General features: G+C 35.7%; 19 protein-coding genes and 1 other annotated feature. All 19 genes read right to left on the bottom strand.

Features of this window, described 5'->3' with window-relative positions:
* Positions 1–58: 58 nt before the first annotated feature.
* The 19 genes from glyS to dnaJ all read right to left on the bottom strand — a co-directional run bounded on the left by glyS (position 59) and on the right by dnaJ (position 19,283).
* Positions 59–2,143: a glycine--tRNA ligase subunit beta gene (gene glyS, locus D8M06_RS03190; RefSeq protein WP_121202891.1), complete on the bottom strand. Its 2,085-nt coding sequence runs from the start codon at positions 2,141–2,143 to the stop codon at positions 59–61.
* On the bottom strand, positions 2,144–3,022 hold the full coding sequence (gene glyQ, locus D8M06_RS03195; protein WP_121202892.1) for a glycine--tRNA ligase subunit alpha: 879 nt from the start codon (positions 3,020–3,022) through the stop codon (positions 2,144–2,146).
* A gap of 239 nt (positions 3,023–3,261) precedes the next feature.
* Positions 3,262–3,435: a binding site (T-box leader), on the bottom strand.
* 59 nt (positions 3,436–3,494) lie between these two features.
* Positions 3,495–4,238 carry a DNA repair protein RecO gene (gene recO / locus D8M06_RS03200; protein WP_121202893.1) on the bottom strand — a complete coding sequence of 248 codons (744 nt, stop codon included), beginning with the start codon at positions 4,236–4,238 and terminating at the stop codon, positions 3,495–3,497.
* A 139-nt stretch (positions 4,239–4,377) separates the two neighbouring features.
* A complete protein-coding gene (locus tag D8M06_RS03205; RefSeq protein ID WP_121202894.1) occupies positions 4,378–4,518 on the bottom strand; it encodes a YqzL family protein in 141 nt (46 codons plus the stop codon).
* Between the two features lie 98 nt (positions 4,519–4,616).
* Complete coding sequence (gene era, locus D8M06_RS03210; protein ID WP_121202895.1) at positions 4,617–5,519, bottom strand: GTPase Era; 903 nt, start codon at positions 5,517–5,519, stop codon at positions 4,617–4,619.
* A gap of 170 nt (positions 5,520–5,689) precedes the next feature.
* Positions 5,690–6,064, bottom strand: coding sequence for a diacylglycerol kinase family protein (locus tag D8M06_RS03215; RefSeq protein WP_241558793.1), 375 nt, complete (start codon positions 6,062–6,064; stop codon positions 5,690–5,692).
* The gene (ybeY, locus tag D8M06_RS03220) at positions 6,054–6,524 is read right to left on the bottom strand and encodes an rRNA maturation RNase YbeY (RefSeq protein ID WP_121202897.1); all 471 of its coding nucleotides are present in this window, start codon (positions 6,522–6,524) and stop codon (positions 6,054–6,056) included. Before ybeY ends, D8M06_RS03215 begins: the two co-directional genes overlap by 11 nt.
* Before the next feature lies 1 nt (position 6,525).
* Positions 6,526–8,670 carry an HD family phosphohydrolase gene (locus tag D8M06_RS03225; protein ID WP_338322945.1) on the bottom strand — a complete coding sequence of 715 codons (2,145 nt, stop codon included), beginning with the start codon at positions 8,668–8,670 and terminating at the stop codon, positions 6,526–6,528.
* A gap of 73 nt (positions 8,671–8,743) precedes the next feature.
* Complete coding sequence (locus D8M06_RS03230; protein ID WP_121202898.1) at positions 8,744–9,706, bottom strand: PhoH family protein; 963 nt, start codon at positions 9,704–9,706, stop codon at positions 8,744–8,746.
* Between the two features lie 2 nt (positions 9,707–9,708).
* Positions 9,709–10,935 (bottom strand): sporulation protein YqfD, encoded by a 1,227-nt coding sequence (gene yqfD / locus D8M06_RS03235; RefSeq protein WP_121202899.1) that lies wholly within the window; start codon positions 10,933–10,935, stop codon positions 9,709–9,711.
* A 26-nt stretch (positions 10,936–10,961) separates the two neighbouring features.
* A complete protein-coding gene (gene yqfC, locus D8M06_RS03240) occupies positions 10,962–11,243 on the bottom strand; it encodes a sporulation protein YqfC (RefSeq protein WP_121202900.1) in 282 nt (93 codons plus the stop codon).
* 925 nt (positions 11,244–12,168) lie between these two features.
* Positions 12,169–12,675, bottom strand: coding sequence for a hypothetical protein (locus D8M06_RS03245; protein WP_121202901.1), 507 nt, complete (start codon positions 12,673–12,675; stop codon positions 12,169–12,171).
* A gap of 30 nt (positions 12,676–12,705) precedes the next feature.
* Positions 12,706–13,698 carry a flotillin-like protein FloA gene (gene floA / locus D8M06_RS03250; RefSeq protein ID WP_121202902.1) on the bottom strand — a complete coding sequence of 331 codons (993 nt, stop codon included), beginning with the start codon at positions 13,696–13,698 and terminating at the stop codon, positions 12,706–12,708.
* A gap of 20 nt (positions 13,699–13,718) precedes the next feature.
* The gene (locus D8M06_RS03255) at positions 13,719–15,011 is read right to left on the bottom strand and encodes an NfeD family protein (RefSeq protein ID WP_121203090.1); all 1,293 of its coding nucleotides are present in this window, start codon (positions 15,009–15,011) and stop codon (positions 13,719–13,721) included.
* A gap of 231 nt (positions 15,012–15,242) precedes the next feature.
* Positions 15,243–15,689, bottom strand: coding sequence for a GatB/YqeY domain-containing protein (locus tag D8M06_RS03260; RefSeq protein WP_121202903.1), 447 nt, complete (start codon positions 15,687–15,689; stop codon positions 15,243–15,245).
* 15 nt (positions 15,690–15,704) lie between these two features.
* Positions 15,705–15,881: a 30S ribosomal protein S21 gene (rpsU, locus tag D8M06_RS03265; protein WP_019377991.1), complete on the bottom strand. Its 177-nt coding sequence runs from the start codon at positions 15,879–15,881 to the stop codon at positions 15,705–15,707.
* 495 nt (positions 15,882–16,376) lie between these two features.
* Entirely contained in the window at positions 16,377–17,132 is a 756-nt protein-coding gene (locus tag D8M06_RS03270) for a 16S rRNA (uracil(1498)-N(3))-methyltransferase (protein WP_121202904.1), read from the bottom strand.
* Between the two features lie 24 nt (positions 17,133–17,156).
* Positions 17,157–18,095, bottom strand: coding sequence for a 50S ribosomal protein L11 methyltransferase (gene prmA, locus D8M06_RS03275; protein ID WP_121202905.1), 939 nt, complete (start codon positions 18,093–18,095; stop codon positions 17,157–17,159).
* 60 nt (positions 18,096–18,155) lie between these two features.
* Positions 18,156–19,283 carry a molecular chaperone DnaJ gene (gene dnaJ / locus D8M06_RS03280; RefSeq protein WP_121202906.1) on the bottom strand — a complete coding sequence of 376 codons (1,128 nt, stop codon included), beginning with the start codon at positions 19,281–19,283 and terminating at the stop codon, positions 18,156–18,158.
* Positions 19,284–19,300 lie beyond the last annotated feature (17 nt).

Below are 19,300 nucleotides of genomic sequence, written 5' to 3' on the forward strand. Positions count from 1 at the left end.
GGAAATTATGTCATACTTTTATATTCATCAACACATCTGAAAGGATAATACCGTAACATTACTGATGTTGTTTCCATTCAATTAATGATAAGTCAGCAAATTCTTTAATAGACGCTGCAATAGTATTTAGTAAAGCCAAGCGATTATTCTTAATCTTTTCATCATTTGCCATAACCATAGTGTTGTCAAAAAAGTTATGTATCGGTTCAGCTAATTTACTTAAAATACTAAGTGATAGATCCGCATCTAGTTCCTTATTCGCTTTCTCATAATCAGGTACGATCTCCTGGAATGTGGAATATAGGATTTTTTCAGATTCGGTTTCAAAAAGAGTACTATTTATTTTCATCTCATCTGTTTTACCTGCTAAGTTTAAGACACGTACTAAAGCTTCCTGTATTGGTTTAAAAGCCGGTTCATTACGTTTCTGTGACAACAATGCAGCTTTCTTTTCTGTATAATCAAATACACCTATTTCCTTAGCTGTGACGGAATGAATTATGTCTGTTTCTATATCATCTTCCTTTAATAAGAAAGTAGTACGTAATTGGAAAAATTCGTTAAGTGCCTTGGTAATTGTAGCATTATCTTGTAGCTGAATATCTGTGTTTGCATATACTGATTTTACTATGTTTAAAATTGATTCTAGTGAAATACTCCATTTTTTATCACTAAGAATTCGTAATATACCAGTTGCTTGACGACGCAACCCATATGGATCTTGAGAGCCTGTCGGAACTAATCCAATAGAGATACATCCAACAATTGTATCTACCTTATCAGCAATACTTACAATTGAACCTGGAATAGAATCAGGCAAGTCACCATTTGCTTGTTTCGGTAAATAATGTTCCCGTATAGTTTTTGCCACATCTTGGTTTTCACCGAATAAAATAGCGTATTTTTCTCCAATTATTCCCTGAAGTTCAGTAAATTCATTCACCATATTTGTCATTAAATCAAATTTACTAATTTCAGCTGCTCGGATTGCATTTTTCGCTACCTTTTCCTCCACATCTAACATTTTACACAAATGGTTAGTTATCGTTACAACACGTGAAACTTTATCCGCATATGTTCCTAATTTTTCTTGGAAAACAACACGCTGTAATTTTTCTAAGTAGAAATCAATTGAGTTTTTCTGATCTTCTTCGTAGAAAAACTCAGCATCAGATAAACGTGCTCGAAGAACTTTCTCATTTCCTTTTGCAACATTCTCAATAGATTTATTATCTCCATTTCGCACACCAACAAATTTTGGTAGTAATTCTTCGTTTGTTGACATCGCAGGAAAATATCTTTGATGTTCTTTCATCGATGTTATTAAAACTTCGGAAGGTAGTTTTAAAAATTTCTTTTCAAAGGACCCGATGAAAACCGTTGGAAATTCAACTAAGTTTCGAACCTCATCTAAAAGATCTTCATCTACCGGGATAAGGAGATTTTCTTTTTCCTCCAAATCCTTTATTTGCTCTAGTATCATTTGTTCCCGTTCTTTAGAATCCACTATCACATATTCATTGCGTAGAGCAGCCCGGTATTCTAACGGATCATTTATAATCACTTCATTACCCAAGAAACGATGTCCATATGTTTTATTACTTGTCGATACAGAAGCAATTTCAAAGGGAACAACTTCCTTATCATATAAGGCTAGTAACCAACGAATAGGACGAGCATATCTCATTGTTTCTGTAGACCAGCGCATATTCTTACCAAATTGAATCGATTCAATAATTTCTTTAAAACCAGGAAGTAACTCACTTGACTTCTTACCCTCTATACGTTTTTTAACAAAAATATACCTCGTTCCTTTGATTTCTTTTGTATAAATGTCTTCAACTGACATCCCTTGTCCTTTGGTAAAACCTATGGCAGCTTTTGTCCAGTTTCCATTCTCATCTATAGCAATTTTTTCAGCTGGACCTTTTGCTTCTTCCTCTATGGTTTCTTGCACGTCCGCCATACCTCTAATTAAAACCGAAAGTCTTCTTGGTGTTGAAAAAGTCGTTACATCTTCAAAGGAGATTCTGGTTTCATTCAACCAAGTAATTGTTTTTTCTAGCAGTTGTTTCTCTGCATCATCTACAAACCGCGCAGGCAACTCTTCTAATCCTACTTCAAATAGAACATTCTTAGCCATTTATTTCTCCTCCTTCTTTAACATTGGGTATCCTAAGCGTTCACGTTCTGCAACATAAGCTTTCGCTATTCGCCTAGCTAGGTTTCTGATACGAGAAATATAACCGGTACGTTCTGTTACGGAAATAACCCCTTTTGCATCAAGCAGGTTAAATGTATGAGAACATTTCAACACATAATCATACGCTGGAAAAACAAGTCCTTTTTCCATTGTTGTTTTCGCTTCTTCTTCATACATAGTAAAGAGTTCAAATAACATTTCTGTATTCGATTCCTCAAAGGTATATTTTGAATGCTCTAATTCTGGCTGATAAAAAATATCGTGAACTGTTACCCCATTATTCCATTCTAATTCGAATACATTCTCTTTATCCTGAATGTATGATGCGAGACGTTCAATTCCATACGTTAACTCAACAGCCACTGGGTTTGCTTCCAAACCGCCAATTTGCTGGAAATAAGTAAATTGAGTAATTTCCATCCCGTCTAACCATACTTCCCATCCAAGTCCAGCTGCACCTAAAGTTGGGTTTTCCCAATTATCTTCCACAAAACGAATATCGTGTTTTAAAGGATCAATTCCTAGTTTCTTTAAAGAATCTAAATACAAGTCTTGAATATTGTCAGGTGATGGTTTCATAATTACTTGAAATTGGTGATGCTGATAGAGACGATTAGGATTTTCTCCATATCTTCCATCATCAGGTCTTCTGGATGGTTCAACATATGCTACATTCCAAGGCTCAGGTCCTAAACTGCGGAGCAAAGTCATTGGTGACATAGTCCCTGCTCCTTTTTCTACGTCATATGCTTGCAGTAAAATACAATTCTGTTCTGACCAATACTGTTGAAGCGTTAATATCATATTCTGGATATTCATTCGTTCTAACCTCCATTATTATTTAGTGCTTTTTAACTTCCTAGCATGTTGTATGGCTATATAGATAAAACGAGCCATCGACATTATACAGGTGGATAGGAGCACGAAACATTCGTAAATGTATGCGAGAGCCACACTGTTCTTAATTAAATTTAGCCGAAGTTTCTATCAAAATCATAAACAACACTTTTAATAAATCAGGACTAACAATAAAAGCCGTCCCTATGCCTGTGAACAGGCATAGGGACGGCTTTTACCGCGGTTCCACCCTATTTGCTCTAATTTTTTAGAGCCACTTTATCTAAATTGCTCTGGAGTGCCGTTCCTTGCTATCCTATTATCCAGCTCACACTATCCTGGACTCGCTTAAAATAGAATCAACAGCAAGTACTCTTCTCCTTCGTTGCAACTTAATATTCAATCAAATTATGTACAAATAATACTGTATCACATTCATTCTGTCAATTAAAGTCTATTTAAACATATCTAATTGATTTAGAAATTTCCTCGATTTAAGATAATAACCACCGTATCGATCATAATAAGTATCTAACAACTGTCTAAGAAGATTTTTATTTTCAGATTTTACGGATATAGAACCTACTCTTTCTAATCCAACTTCTGAAAAAATATACAGCAGTTTGACTAAAGTATTCGACAAAGAAACAGATTCTGTATCCAAGTGCATGCATCTTCTACAGAGTAACCCTCCTTCTGCAAAAGAAAAAGCAAAAGGACTTTCTTTCCTTCCGCACCTTACACAGTGTTCTACAGTAGGAGCAAAACCGCCTATTTTATATAATTTAAGTTCGTACATCATGACCGGTATATCTGCTTCATCCTTTTCTGAAACATAACGCATGGTTTGCTGTAGTTGGTCAAATGTATATAAAACTGGTTGTTTATCTTCAATTAATTTATCTGTGATTTCCATAAGGTACGCAGCATAGGCAGTTTTTATAATATCTTCACGAATGGTTCTATTGGAATCAATGATTTCTCCTTGTTGTATCGTACTTAAACCTTTATTTACATAAACAAAAAATTGAGCATAGATGAATGGCTGCGTAACTGCAGCCATTCGACTCTTTGGTTTCTTTGCCCCTCTAGCGAGTGCTGTAAACTTTCCAATTCTCTTACTGAAAATAGTTACTAATTTATGAGTTTCTCCATAGTCCTTTGTTTTCATTACTATACCGTCAATTTTTTCAAGCACGTAGCTTCACCTTTCTAATGCCTCAAATAAGGGAAAACTTAGCTGACTATTCTCCCTTATCGTGCGCTTTCTTATATAAGGACATAAAATAAAATACGTTTAAATATTCCTCATTTAGCATGTGCTCGAGTAAGTTACATTATAGATTTGATTCTAGTGGTGATTCTTCCTCGTTTTCCCTTAGGTTTGCATTGTGATAATCGTTTTCTATTTCCTTATACAATAAATAGGTTTCGATACTCCCTGTTTGACTAAACACTTTCCACGTAAGGTCGATCATAAAAAACCCACCTTTCAATTTATTAATAATGTAACTGTACTCTTAGCTTGACCCAGAATGGAACAATCATAAGTATTAAAATTTACCATGTTTACTAATTAATACTCGTCACTGCGAAAACCATACTCGTGCAATTGACTTTGCTTATTTCTCCAATCTTTTTTAACTTTCACCCAAAGCTCCAGATATACTTTTGAACCTAATAGGGCTTCAATATCCTTGCGAGCATTTTTTCCAATTTTTTTAAGCATACTTCCTTGTTTACCAATTAGAATTCCTTTTTGTGTTTTTCTTTCTGTAACAATTGTCGCTTGAATAAAGATAGCATTAGAGTCCCTTTTTTCTAAGTTCTCCATAACAACTGTAATAGAATGTGGAATCTCTTCTCTTGTTAATTCCAGTACTTTTTCCCTAATCAATTCAGTTATAATAAAACGTTCAGGATGATCCGTAACCTGGTCTTCTGGATAATATTGTGGTCCTTCAGGCAAGTGACTTTTCAGTACTTCTAGTAAATGATTCACATTATTCCCCTGAAGGGCAGATATTGGAATAACTTCTTGAAAATTAGCTTTGTCTTTGTATTGTTCAATTAAAGGGAATACATCATCTGGATGAATTAAATCAATCTTATTGATGATTAGAAATACTGGTCTTTTGGTTTTTGCTAGAAGGTCTATGATAAATTGATCCCCTTTCCCATACCCTTCTTTAGCATTAATCATGAATAAAACAGCATCCACTTCATTTAGTGTATTTTCTGCTACTTGCACCATAAAGTCTCCAAGACGATGCTTTGGCTTATGTATCCCAGGCGTATCAATAAAAATAATTTGAGAATCATGGGTGGTTAGAACACCTTGAATTTTGTTACGTGTAGTTTGGGGCTTATCACTCATGATGGCAATTTTTTGCCCGATTACTCTATTTAAGAAAGTAGATTTTCCTACATTTGGTCGTCCTATAATAGCAATAAAACCTGATTTATAATTATCTTCCATGTTTTTTCCTCCAAGATGTTTTTATGTTTAGGAGTATGTATTGAAAACAAATTTTTCTGTTATCAATATAATACTACAATTTGCGAATACTTTCATACATTCGACAAAAGCTTCTAAAAGTTTCTCTTTATATAAAAATAACATTTTATCATTAGAAATAAAAATCAGCCTTACAGTAAGGCTGATAATAGTACATATAATTTTGGCAGAAAAATGATAATTCCAATAAGCACAGCAACAATTGCTGTAACTAAAACCGCCCCAGCAGCTGCATCCTTTATAAATCTTACCGTCGGATGATATTCTGGTTTTAAATAGTCCATCATACGTTCAATAATACTATTTATTATTTCTACAACTAAAACAAATCCAATAGCAAAGATAATCAACACCCATTCCAAAGCAGATAATGGCAGGAATATACTAACTATTACTACAAGAAGTGCTGCAACCAGGTGAATCCTAAAATTCAACTCATTCTTATATATGTCCCTTAAACCTTTCCACGCATAGGAAAAACCTATTTTCTTTCTCTTACCTTTCAAGACCAAACTCTCCGAGAATTTCTTCTTGACGACCAAACATCTTTTTCTCGTCATTCACATTCATATGATCATATCCTAGTAAATGAAGGAAGCCATGAACTGCAAGAAAGCCAAGTTCTCTCTCATAGGAATGATGATATTCTTTTGCTTGTTCTTTCGCTTTTTCGACCGAAATAACAATATCTCCTAAGGTTAAAGGGATCTCGTCTTCTTCCCCAATTATAGCCAACTCGCCTTCTACAGATTCTTGCATCGCAAATGAAATAACATCTGTTGGGACATTTTTTTGACGATAATTTCGATTAATTTCTTGTATTTCTTTATTGCCGACAAAATTAACGGAAATCTCCGCTTCTTTAACTACATTTTCTTTTTCAGCTGCAAACTGAAGCAAGCGATACAATAAGTCAACAATATCCTCATTTACTGTCTTTGTATCATCATGAAAGTCTATATGCATTTTATTTTGCCTCCTTTATTGGATACTGTATTCTGGAATGGAAGATACCTTTTAATGCTTCACAGGTGGTTTTTTGAATCAGTTTTAATTCTTTTAAAGTAAGTGGACTCTCGTCTAACTGGCCATCTGTCATACGATCCTGAATGATGGATGAAACAATTTCCTCAATTTTTTCCTCCGTAGGCTCTTTTAACGATCGGACAGCCGCTTCAATTGAATCACTAATGGAAATAATAGCCGCCTCCTTTGTCTGTGGCTTAGGCCCAGGATACCTAAAATCAGATTCTTTTACATATTTATTGTTTTCCTTTTCTTTATAATAAAAGAACTTGACTAAACTTGTTCCATGATGTTGTATTGCAATATCAATAATTTCTTTTGGCATATTATATTTTTTTAAAAGTTCTGCACCATCATATGGGTGATTGATAATAATTCTTGCACTTTCACTAGGATCAATGAAATCATGCGGATTTCTTATTGACAATTGGTTTTCAATAAAGTAATGCGGTTTTACTGTCTTTCCAATATCATGATAATATGCACCTACTCTTGCCAACAATCCATTTGCACCTATCGCTTCACAAGCTGATTCACTTAAATTTGCTACCATAATAGAGTGATGATATGTACCAGGAGCTTCTGTTAAAATCTTTTTCAGCAGTGGTTGATTCGGACTCGACAATTGTAAAAGTTTTACGTCTGATAAGATATTCAATCCGGTTTCAAAGAAGGGAAGAAGTCCGATGGCTAGCACGGACGAAAGAACAGCAGATACTACCGCGAAACCTGAATGTACTAATAAATCCTGAAGTGCATATTTTTCAAAGGAAAGAAATATAAATAGTAATACAGATGCTATATTAACAACGGTTATTCCAAATCCCGATTTCAAGATGGATGTCTTGTCTTTTACATTCATTAAAAAGTAAATACTTGAGACTTGCGAGAAAAACAGATAGACTCCTGCCTCCGCATTTAAGTAACCCGCTATTTCACCGTTAAATATAATACTACCTAAAATTGCGTAAAGAGCAGCCATAATTAGAGCTAAACGCTCATTAATAAGTAGTTTCAAAAGCAATGAACTTGTGGCAATTGGTACAATATAATAAAGTTCATTATACTCTATTGTAAAAAGACTTACTATTTTCATTATGGATACTGCTAAAAAAGTCACTATAAGGACAGTTATAATTTTCGCCCTATCTAAATTATTATTCCTATTCATTAGGTGTAATTCATAAGCTATGATAGAACATACCAAAATAATAAAAAGTATCAATCCAATAATCGGAAAGACATTCCGCTGTTTATCCAAAACACCAACTAACTCGAGATTCTCATAAACTTCATTCGTAATGGTTTGACCTTCTCTAACGATTACTTCCCCAGCTCTAATAACAACTGGTTCCACATTACTTGCAGCTTCCTTCCTTGCTTCCATTGTCTGTTCAACATCAAAAAAGGAATTTTCAACAACTAAAAATTCGGTAAGCTTATTTAAAGGAACTTTTAAATCTTCATTGATCGTAGAATATTTGATATTTTCTTTTACAGTAGAAATAGCTGACTGCAAGTTTTCTGTACGTACTCCATTATTTAATGTTTGTTCCAAGGAATCAACAAGAAGCTTTTGTCCCGCTTCACGATCCTCTATTGGAATTTGCATTAATTGCATTAGTGTTTGATCATTAATGACTGATGATATTTCATCTGACAATAACATCTTTAAACGTTGTACTTTCTCTTGTTCTGTCAGTGGTATTAATTTATCTTGATCCTGATTTTCCTTATCAACATCAAGCTTATTATCTTCTTCTATTGTTAGAATAGCATCGAAAATTTCTTCTGCAAAATTAATTTGTTCATTTGTTATTTCATCCGAGATATCAAATCGGTCAGGAATGGATTGCACCGTTTCCCGTGTCTTCCTTACCGTTTCTTGCTCATCTTCAATCGTAATAGGTGATCGAATCGTCTCTGATGCAATACTAAAACGGTCCAAATCATACGTTTCAGTATGTACGTTACTCATAGTCAGAAAAAAGAAAACAATTCCTAACATAAAAACTCCTGGTAATATTAACCATTCTGATTTTTTCTCCTTAAAGACTGATAACATACTTTTCCGCTTTTCTTTCACTGATTCCCCCCCTAACCTAGCTCATCATACAGAAATAAGACCCTGTTTATTGCGGGTCTTATCTTTTTCTTTATTACGAGTCACTTTTTTCATAAGCTTCAATTATTTTTTGAACAAGTGGGTGTCTTACAACATCTGTTTGGGTTAAATATATAAAAGAGATGTCGTTAACGTTTGATAATATCCTTTCAGATACTCGAAGGCCTGACTGCACTCCTTTAGGTAAATCAATTTGTGTAATGTCTCCAGTTATGACCATTTTTGAGCCAAAACCTAAACGTGTTAAAAACATTTTCATTTGTGCAGTTGTTGTATTTTGCGCTTCATCAAGAATAATAAATGCATCATCTAAGGTTCTGCCGCGCATATAGGCTAAAGGGGCAATTTCAATAGTTTCCCTTTCAATTAAACGAAGTGTGTGCTCAGCACCTAACACATCATGTAGAGCATCATACAATGGCCTCAAGTATGGATCTACTTTTTCTTTTAAGTCTCCAGGTAAAAATCCCAAACTTTCACCCGCTTCTACTGCAGGCCTTGTAAGAATGATTCTTTTAACTTCCCCTTTTTTTAAGGCACTTACTGCCATAACGACCGCTAAAAATGTCTTCCCAGTACCGGCTGGACCAATTCCAAAAACTAGGTCTTTTGATTTGATGGCTGACACATAACTTTTTTGTCCAAGTGTTTTTACACGAATCTCTTTTCCTTTTGCATTCTTCGTTATTTCATCCTCAAACAATGTCTCGAGTTGGTTAATTTTTCCTTGTTTTGCTAAATCAACGGCATAGACGATATCTCGTTCAGAAATATTAATACCTTTCTTGACAACTGTTAAAAGTGTTGTCAATATATCCTGTACAAGTGCTATAGCATCAGCATCTCCAGATACTCTTACCAATTCTCCCCTCGAAACAATTGAGACACGCAGTTTCTTTTCAATTAACTTAAGATGTTTATCATTTGTTCCAAATAATGCTAATGCTTCACTTGGATTTGAAACATGCAAATCAATCTCTGTTAAATTTTCAGACATAGTTAATCTCCTTGACTTATAGGTTGTACACTTGCAATATTTTCCTCTACTGTGAGATAAAGGTTCAATTTAACTTTACCACGCTCATTAGATTCATGCAAAACTTTTTCTGACAATATTTTTGCTTCTGGTCCTAATTCTAATAACAAATCTGATCTTGCTTGTTCAATTCCTGCTTGTATAGCTTCTTCTTTTGTTCTTTTTCCTTTTTGATAAATTTTCTCACTTATTACTGTGTCCACAATACTTAATGGTAATTCCCATTTTAACAAGTTAATCGGATTCTCAGTTGATTCATAATGAACATTTTCAAATGATGGATTTCCAAATCCCCATATAGGTAATTGAAAATCACCTACTTTTATAAAATACTTCTTTTCCTTGTTACCAGTTAATTCTTCATAATCGTACTCAAGAGGGATAGTTACCTTTACCTCGTACCAGGTTTGGCCAGTAATTTCTCCTTCTGCAGCAACATAGTCTACTCTGCTTTCTTCTTTATCATCTTCATCCTCTTCTTCGCTATCTTCACTTGCTCCGATTTCCCCAGATACTAACAGATCTCCAGGTTCAACATAATCATTTACTTGAACCATTGGAAGTCCTTTCGCTACATACATTCTCTTGATAACCCCTTTTTTGGTGGCTATTAAATTTCTTGGCTGATTTTTTTCTGCCTCTTTTACGATTACTTTTTCTACTCCCTCTAGATAATAGGTTGTCCCTTTTTGATCCACGCCTACCCATAATAATTCTGGAACATCTTCTACCAATTTTTGCTGAATCGTATTGGGAGAATCTAATGAAAAAATCCATGTACCACGGTGAATTCCATACGTATCTAATTGTTTTTCAATTTTCTCTTCGATTTCTTTAGGTACTCCCGTTATTTCAATTTTCCACAATATATTCGATAAAAATATAGCAAGGATAAAACTTAATAAAAGTGCAATCAACAGAGGTTTTTTATTCATAAATCTCTTATAAAAGAAAGGATATCCTTTCTTTTTCACAAAAGATAACTTGAAGTGTGTCCGTCTTATTAGCTTTCGTGTCTTTTTAACATCTGATAATTTTATATTCCCTTCACAGCTATCTTCTGCTATTTTTCTTATATCCCAAACTGTTATCCCATTCCTTGTACATTGCTGAAAAAATAACTCAGGATGCTTTCCTTTAATTAATATAGTGACATATCCAGTTATGAATGCACCTTGTACTTGTCTCATTTCCTCCTCCTATAGCTTTTGCAAAATTATTCTGGCAAAAATTTAATATCAGTTATCGTTCCTTCAAGTAAAATTTCTTCTGGAAGCATCATTTTCAAAACAAAGGATTTACCCTTTATTTGAATATATCCTTTATTAATTTTTAATTTAAGTTCCGTGTCTGAATATGTAGCCAGCCCTTGGTGATTTTCAATGTACACGTGAATTTGTCCGATGACTGTAATCCGAGGCAATTCAAGGATTACATCAGAAGGAAGTGCAAAAGAGTTAATTAATAATGATTGAACACGCTGTTGCAATTTTTTCAACGGTGCATCCCCCTCTCACATTCATATTATGAATGGAATAAAAAGATAAGAACTTAACTGGCCAATATAAATGGAGAAAATTAGAAGAAATGTACCACTACAGATTTTGGTATCACTTGGTTAAGAAAAACTCGCATTCGCTCGTCTTTTACTGAATGTGTTAATTTCTAGAATGATGATTTGTGCGTTTACCCGCTACGGAAATACATTACGCTTTCCGTGGGCGGCTGCTGAGCCTCCTTGTGCTATCGCACTGCGGGGTCTCACCTAGGCCCATCCTCCCACAGGAGTCTCCATGTATTTCCTCCGCTAGTCTGTACTAATTTAATCTATATTAGTGCCTTTAACAACATGTTTTTATCTCTTTAGTCGTGAAAAATATTTCAAAAGTTTCTTTATCGTTCAATGCGATACATCAAGCAGAAAACCATAATTAGCGGAGGCAGAATACGGAGACTCCTGCGGGAATAGCACGTGTCCGAAGACCCCACAGCGAGGGAACTACTTGATTAAGCTTCTTTGGCCCTTGCACCGAGGAAGCCTACTTCGGAGCGTTACTAGTAGACGCAGGCGCAGTTCTGGTTTCCCGCGAGGAGGCTGAGGCCGTGCCCGCGGAAAGCGTAGTATTCTGGCGAAGCGAGTCCAAGCAATTCACCATAATTAGAACGAATGAGAGATTCAACTAGAAACGCTGTAGTAGAGGCAAATTTATATACTTTCTTATCTTTTAAGAAAAACTCGGCTATCGCCTCGTCTTTCCAGAGGTCAGAGGTCAGAAGTTGGATTGGAGGAAATCGGCGAAATAGCCGATTTCATTATCCATAATTCTAACTTGATGAGTAGAAAATTATATACTTTCTTATCTTTAAAAAAAGCCACCAGCAAAGTAAATAAATTCACTTACTCTGCTGATGGCTTCATTAAATTATTTAATCTGTCGTTCTCTAATGACACTGCGATATGGTTTTCTACCACGCGGTGCACCTAAAACCTCTGACATGATTATTCCTTGTACTAGTCCTTTTCCTGTTAAATTCGAACCTATTTCTTTCTTTAATTCTGCCTTCTCTTTTGATAGATTGTTTTTTGATTTTGATTCAAGCAATGTATCTTCATTACCTATCCTGTTTTGAGAGATTGCATCCATCGATTGTTTAGTCGTCATATTAAATCGACCAGCTAAACGTTCCATTTGGTCCTGTTGCTGATTTTCAATGGATATGGACGGTTTCGGTTCTTCCTTTTTCATTGGTTCAGGACGTCTTGGCTGCCTCGAAGAAGGGCCAGAAGGAGTCTGAGTTGGTTTAGGATGCATGGTTTGCTTCTTTTTCTGCTCTTCTCCAGAATTATTTCTAAAAAAGCCAATAATACCTGAAATGATAATAAGAATGATAAAGAAGTTACTAAAGATAGCTTCCAAAAACCCTTCCATCAAACCCCTCCTTCCATTCTAATAATCAAATTATTTGTTTTCATGATCATCATTTTCTTTTGATAATTTACCAATTGTATCACGCATATCAGTATCTGCATTGATATTTTGGTAATTTAAATAATCCATAACACCCATTTTGCCTGAACGTAATGCTTCTGCCAATGCTTGTGGAACATCAGCTTCCGCTTCCACAACTTTCGCACGCATTTCTTGTACACGAGCAACCATCTCTTGCTCTTGAGCAACAGCCATTGCACGACGTTCTTCTGCTTTGGCCTGAGCGATATTTTTATCTGCCTCTGCTTGGTCCGTTTGCAAGATAGCACCAATATTTTTACCTATATCTACGTCAGCAATATCTATAGATAAGATTTCGAACGCTGTTCCAGCATCAAGACCTTTTGCTAATACAGTATGTGAAATGGAATCTGGATTTTCCAATACTTTAGCGTGGGTGTCTGAACTACCAATAGTACTTACAACCCCTTCACCAACACGGGCAATAATCGTTTCTTCTCCAGCACCACCGACTAATCGATCAATGTTAGCTCGTACTGTAATTCTAGCTTTCGCTTTTACTTCAATACCATCCATAGCAATACCTGCAATAAATGGGGTTTCAATAACTTCTGGATTTACACTCATTTGTACAGCTTCCAATACATCACGCCCTGCTAAATCAATGGCAGCCGCACGTTCGAAGCTAAGCTCAATATTTGCACGATGAGCTGCAATTAAAGCATTTACTACTCTATCAACGTTACCACCAGCTAAGTAATGGCTTTCCAATTGGTTAATCTTTACATTTAGACCCGCTTTATGTGCTTTAATTAACGGATTGATTACTCTGCTTGGAACTACTCGACGTAACCTCATACCAATTAAAGTAAATATGCTAACTCGAACACCAGCAGCAAGTGCACTAATCCATAGTGCTACTGGAATAAACGTAAATAGGATTGCAACTGCAATTAGAATTACCGCTATAATTATTAACGGCATTAAATCTGTAACTGTCATTTAAAAATCCTCCTTAGATATTATGATATTTCTCTTACAACAATACGTGCTCCTTCTACATTAACTATCTTAACACTAGTACCTTTGTCAATAAAGCTACCTTCCGAGACAACATCGAGTCGCTCCCTATCAAACTCTCCTATTCCTGAAGGTCTTAAAGCAGTTAAAGCAACCCCTTCTAAACCTATGAGGTCCAGACGATTCTCAGAAGATACATAGCCTAAATCTGTTGTCGTACTATCCCTTAATATAATATGTCTAAATACCCCCTTATCCAAACCAATTCTTCTGAAGAGAATGATACTTGCAATAATAGCGACTAGAAAAGCAATCCCTAAACTCATCGCCATCTGTCCAACGTCATAACCCGACATTAACAACGAGGCCAGAATAGCACCTACGCCTATTAAACCAAGGATACCACCTGGAACAAAGAATTCAGCAATTATTAGGATAATTCCTAACAACAATAGAACAATAGCTTCCATTCCAGCTAAACCAGCTACAATATGACCATAGAAAAATAATATTAGTGCTGTAATTCCCATGATACCTGGAACTCCAAATCCTGGGGAGTAAAGTTCTACAATAAGACCTAGACTAGCGATTGATAAAAGTATTGAATAGACAACGGGATTGGTTAAAAATCTAGCAACTTCTTCCGCTAGTGAAGGCTCTGTTTCCTCAACTGTCGCCGAAGATAAGTTCAATTCATAAAGCAATTCAATGCGGTCATCCACAATGCCTTCTGCATAACCTACTTTAATGGCATCATTTGGCCCCAATGTTAAGAATGAGCCATCCGGCGCCCCGTATTCAGGTAAATCAATACTAGAATCTGCCATAGCCTCTGCATATAACGGATCCCTTCCTTTAGACTCCGCTGCGGCAATCATTCTTTCTTTCCAAGCAGATTGTGCTTTATCATTTGCAGCAGTCCCATCGCTATTAATAACTCCACTAGACCCCATTGTTGCATGTGGTACAAAATAAATATTGTCCGTATTTAATGCAATATATGAACCAGCTGATAATGCTTCGTTAACGATAAAAGAAGTTGTTGGTACTTGTAAGTTTTGCAAAAGTGATCCAATCTGACCAGCAGAATCCACTCTGCCACCAGGAGTATCAATTTCAAAAATGATATGATCGGCACCAGCTTCTATAGCCTCCTGTGTCGTTCTATCCAGAAACGCCTCCAACCCTCGTTCCACTTCTCTCTCTATTGGAATAACGTAAACTAAATGACCTCCACCTTCTTCTTTATCAGCATGTATTATATTATCAATATTATATAAAGAAGCCACGAACATAATTCCTATAAGGGCTATGTATATTATTGACTTAATTCTTAACAAATTTTATCACCTCCTTGCACCTTAATACGGACTAACGGTTTAAAAGGTTTCATCTTGTTGAATTACAATCCTCCTAAGTTGATACTACCATATTCAGCGTTACATAGGAATTTTAAACGTATTGCTGCGCTTTATCCTCCTAGACAAAAGAAAAAGGTTCTTATCCAATGATAAGAACCTTTCTACTTATTTTAATTGTTGTAACACAACATCTTTTATTTGAGAGCCGTCTGCCCTTCCTTTTACTTTAGACATAATAGCACTCATGACTTTACCCATATCTTTCTTGGATGTAGCATTTACTTCCTGAATCGTTTCCTGAACAATTCTTACAAGTTCTTCCTCAGTTAGTTGTTCAGGCATATATCTTTTAACGATAGATAACTCAGTTTCAATTTTTTCAACAAGATCGTCGCGTCCAGCAGATTTGAATTCTTGGAGGGAATCTTTTCTTTGTTTAACCTCTCTAGACAAAATTGCTAAGTCTTCATCTTCAGATAAAGTATCTTTTCCTAGTTTAATCGATTCATTCTGTATAGAAGCTTTTATCATACGAATAACGCCTAGGGTTTCTTTGTCTCTATTCTTCATCGCTTGCTTCATATCTTGGTTCAATTTATCGAGTAATGACATAAATCTGCACCCTCTTTAGAATTTACGCTTTCTAGCAGCTTCAGACTTCTTCTTACGACGTACACTAGGTTTTTCATAGTGTTCACGCTTGCGATATTCCTGTAGTGTACCACTTTTTGACACACTGCGTTTAAAGCGACGAAGAGCATCTTCAAGAGACTCGTTTTTACGAACGCGAGTTGTATTTGACATGCTAATTTCCCTCCCTCCGAAGCACAAAACCAAAATTATAAGGGCATATGTATAATAATCCCACATGCCACTTTAAAGTATAATATAATACTACTAATAGGTCAACTGATTATTTTTATAAACCTTATGCAAAAAGGCTCTTTTCGTATATTTTGTTGCATTTTGAAGTCTTACAATTGATAGAAATTGTAAGAAAACCACTTTTTTCTGCGTGAGATGTAACCCTGCCGAAGCGTTCCTTGTCCTGCGGGATGAAAAGCCTAGGTGAGACTACGTAGAGCGATAGCTCGGAGTAGGCTCAGCAGCGCCCGCGGAAAGCGTAGTGTATTTCCGTAACGGATATATAGCAGTATTCTTCATTAAAGTAATCAACAGTCTATAAGTAATAAATAGCACCAATCTTATAGAAAAGAGCCTATAAAAATGAATAATCCGTGTCTTTGATTCAAGTTTAGCAGAATATAATTTATGGATTCAGCTAAATCGGCAGCCAAACTAAGTCTCCATTTCCTCAAAATGATAAGAGATTGCTGCTAAAGCATATAATGCTGCGGTCTCAGTCCGTAAGATTCTTGGACCAAGTCGAATGGCATGGAATCCATTCGACTTCAGTTCATTCACCTCTTCAGATGAAAAACCACCCTCCGGTCCAACACAAATAAGTAACTTTTGTCCAAAATCAATTTGATTTAATATAGAACCAAATGTACGATAATCCTTTACTTTAGCTTCTTCTTCATAGGCAAAAATTTTCATATCATAATGAAGACTTTCCTGTATTAATTGATTAATCGTCATAGGTTGTTTAACTTCTGGTATTTTATTGCGATGACTCTGTTCACTAGCTTCCTTCACAATTTTACTAAAACGTTTCAACTTCTTTTCGGCCTTTTTATTATCCCAAACCACAACAGATCTCTTCGATTGAAACGGAATAAATCCTTGTGCACCTAACTCTGTCCCCTTTTGAAGTACAAGGTCTAACTTATCACCCTTGGGAATTCCTTGGGCAATAGCTACTTTTATAGGAAGTTCAACGTCCTCATCTAACCATTTTAAAACCTCAGCTACGACTTGCTCGTGGTCTATCTCTATAATCTCACATAAAGCAGCCTCGCCTGTATCACTGTTACATATAATCTTGTCACCTGACACGAAGCGCATGACTCGTGTTATGTGATGTATATCATTTCCCTGAATAACAACTTTGTTTTCATTCCAAGAGCTTGCAGGAATAAAGTACCGTTGCATTATGCGCACCTACTTTTTAAAAGATTAGCCCTTCTTAGCAACAATAGAAATCCAATCTTCCATTTCATTTACAGCAACAATTTCAAAACCTTGCTCTACTATTTTATCTTTTACCAATTGTTTTTTGTTTTGTATAATCCCTGAAGTGATAAAAAAACCACCATCTTTTAAATTATCCCAAGCATCAGTGACAAATCGAACGATAATTTCTGCCAGTATATTAGAGACAATAATATCAGCTTTTATGTTTACATGGTCTAGTAAGTTATTTTGTTTTGCCTCAATTTTTCCTTCTAAATTATTTTGTTTCGCATTTTGCTCCGTACTTGTAATTGCTATATCATCTAGGTCAAATGCATATACTTTCTTCGCTTTTAACAGTGAAGAAGCAATACTTAAAATACCCGATCCGCAACCAACATCAATAACAATGTCATCTTTTTTGAGATATTGTTCCAACGCTTGAATGCTTAATACAGTAGTAGGATGAGTACCTGTCCCAAATGCCATTCCTGGATCCAGTTCAATGATAATCTCATCTGTAGATACAGGTGTATATTCTTCCCAAGTAGGCTTTATTGTTATTTTTTTAGATATTTTTACAGGTTTATAGTATTTTTTCCATGCTGTAGACCACTCTTCTTCATTCACTTCACTTAAAGTTACTTCATTTTTTCCTATATCGATGTCGTAAATGAGCAAATTATTAATTGCCATCTTAATTTGATCTATCGTTTCACCCAGAAAACTATTAACTGGTAGATAGGCTTTAATACGTACACCTTCCTCTGGGTAGTCATTGGGATCTAACTCGTAAATTTCACCATACGGAGATTCCATTGTACTAACTAAGTCTTGAGGATCTTCAATTACCAACCCGCTTGCTCCTGTTTCATGGAGTATATTAGAGATTGGCTCGATTGCTTCATTGGTAGTTTGTATACAAATTTCTGACCATTTCATATGGATCCACTCATTTCTTAGAAAACTTTAAATGGGAAGATTTAGCTTTCATGTTTAAGTTTAGTCATTGCCTTTGAAAGCATTTCTAAAACGTTTAAAAAAAGAACCGTCTTGTTCTTCTGTTTCTTCATTACCACGTAACTCATTGAATTCACGAAGTAATTCTTTTTGTTTATCGGTTAAGTTAGTTGGTGTAACAATTCGAACTTTAAGCAATTGGTCACCATGGCCACGTCCTCGTACATTTGGGGCACCTTTTCCTTTTAACCGAAACATCTTACCTGTTTGTGTTCCAGCAGGCACTTTTAATTTAACTTTTCCATGAACAGTCGGAACCTCTATTTCATCACCTAAGGCTGCTTGAGCAAAATTAATCGGTAATTCACAATAAATATTATCCCCTTCACGTTCAAAGAAATCATGGGCTCTTATTTGGATAACCACAAACAGGTCTCCAGCTGGGCCGCCATTGATTCCTGGTTCCCCTTTACCGGAAACACGAATCTGTTGTCCTTCATCGATACCTGCAGGAATTTTAATATGAATTTTTTTATTCTTTTTAACTTTACCTGCACCACCGCAAGTATTACATTTTTCTTTAATAATCTTTCCAGAACCACTGCAGTAATGACAAACTCTACGGTTGACTACTCTGCCGAATGGTGTATTTTGCTCTTGATTTAACTGTCCGGTTCCATGACAATGGGAGCACGTATCTACTTTCGTTCCAGGTTTGGCACCAGATCCACTACAAGAATCACATGTCTCCTCTTTAGGAATGTGGATATCTGTTTCTTTTCCAAATATAGCTTCTTCAAAATCAAGGACCATTGTGTATTGAAGATCCGCCCCTTGCTGAGGTGCATTTGGATCACGTCTTCTGCCGCCTCCGAAGAACATATCAAATATGTCTCCAAAACCACCGAAGTCTTCTGCGCCACCACCAAAACCACCGAAACCTTGACCGCTTGCTCCAGCATGACCAAATTGGTCGTATTGTGCTCGTTTGTTCTCATCACTTAAAACTTCATAAGCTTCTTTCACTTCTTTAAACTTATCTGCAGCATCCGCCTCTTTATTGACATCTGGATGATATTTTCTAGCCAATTTACGGTAGGCCTTTTTTATCTCATCTTTGGATGCGCCTTTTTCTATTCCCAATACTTCATAATAATCTCGCTTACTCACTGAAAAATCACTCTCCC

This window comes from Oceanobacillus halophilus, from assembly GCF_003628505.1.
In the GTDB taxonomy this organism is placed as follows: Bacteria; Bacillota; Bacilli; order Bacillales; family Amphibacillaceae; genus Oceanobacillus; species Oceanobacillus halophilus.

Bases quoted from the DNA above. Each gene is read 5' to 3' on its own strand.
- glyS (WP_121202891.1), bottom strand. From the start codon at position 2,143: ATGGCTAAGAATGTTCTATTTGAAGTAGGATTAGAAGAGTTGCCTGCG.
- glyQ (WP_121202892.1), bottom strand. From the start codon at position 3,022: ATGAATATCCAGAATATGATATTAACGCTTCAACAGTATTGGTCAGAA.
- D8M06_RS03205 (WP_121202894.1), bottom strand. From the start codon at position 4,518: ATGATCGACCTTACGTGGAAAGTGTTTAGTCAAACAGGGAGTATCGAA.
- era (WP_121202895.1), bottom strand. From the start codon at position 5,519: ATGGAAGATAATTATAAATCAGGTTTTATTGCTATTATAGGACGACCA.
- ybeY (WP_121202897.1), bottom strand. From the start codon at position 6,524: ATGCATATAGACTTTCATGATGATACAAAGACAGTAAATGAGGATATT.
- D8M06_RS03230 (WP_121202898.1), bottom strand. From the start codon at position 9,706: ATGTCTGAAAATTTAACAGAGATTGATTTGCATGTTTCAAATCCAAGT.
- yqfD (WP_121202899.1), bottom strand. From the start codon at position 10,935: ATGAGACAAGTACAAGGTGCATTCATAACTGGATATGTCACTATATTA.
- D8M06_RS03245 (WP_121202901.1), bottom strand. From the start codon at position 12,675: ATGGAAGGGTTTTTGGAAGCTATCTTTAGTAACTTCTTTATCATTCTT.
- floA (WP_121202902.1), bottom strand. From the start codon at position 13,698: ATGACAGTTACAGATTTAATGCCGTTAATAATTATAGCGGTAATTCTA.
- D8M06_RS03255 (WP_121203090.1), bottom strand. From the start codon at position 15,011: ATGTTCGTGGCTTCTTTATATAATATTGATAATATAATACATGCTGAT.
- D8M06_RS03260 (WP_121202903.1), bottom strand. From the start codon at position 15,689: ATGTCATTACTCGATAAATTGAACCAAGATATGAAGCAAGCGATGAAG.
- rpsU (WP_019377991.1), bottom strand. From the start codon at position 15,881: ATGTCAAATACAACTCGCGTTCGTAAAAACGAGTCTCTTGAAGATGCT.
- D8M06_RS03270 (WP_121202904.1), bottom strand. From the start codon at position 17,132: ATGCAACGGTACTTTATTCCTGCAAGCTCTTGGAATGAAAACAAAGTT.
- prmA (WP_121202905.1), bottom strand. From the start codon at position 18,095: ATGAAATGGTCAGAAATTTGTATACAAACTACCAATGAAGCAATCGAG.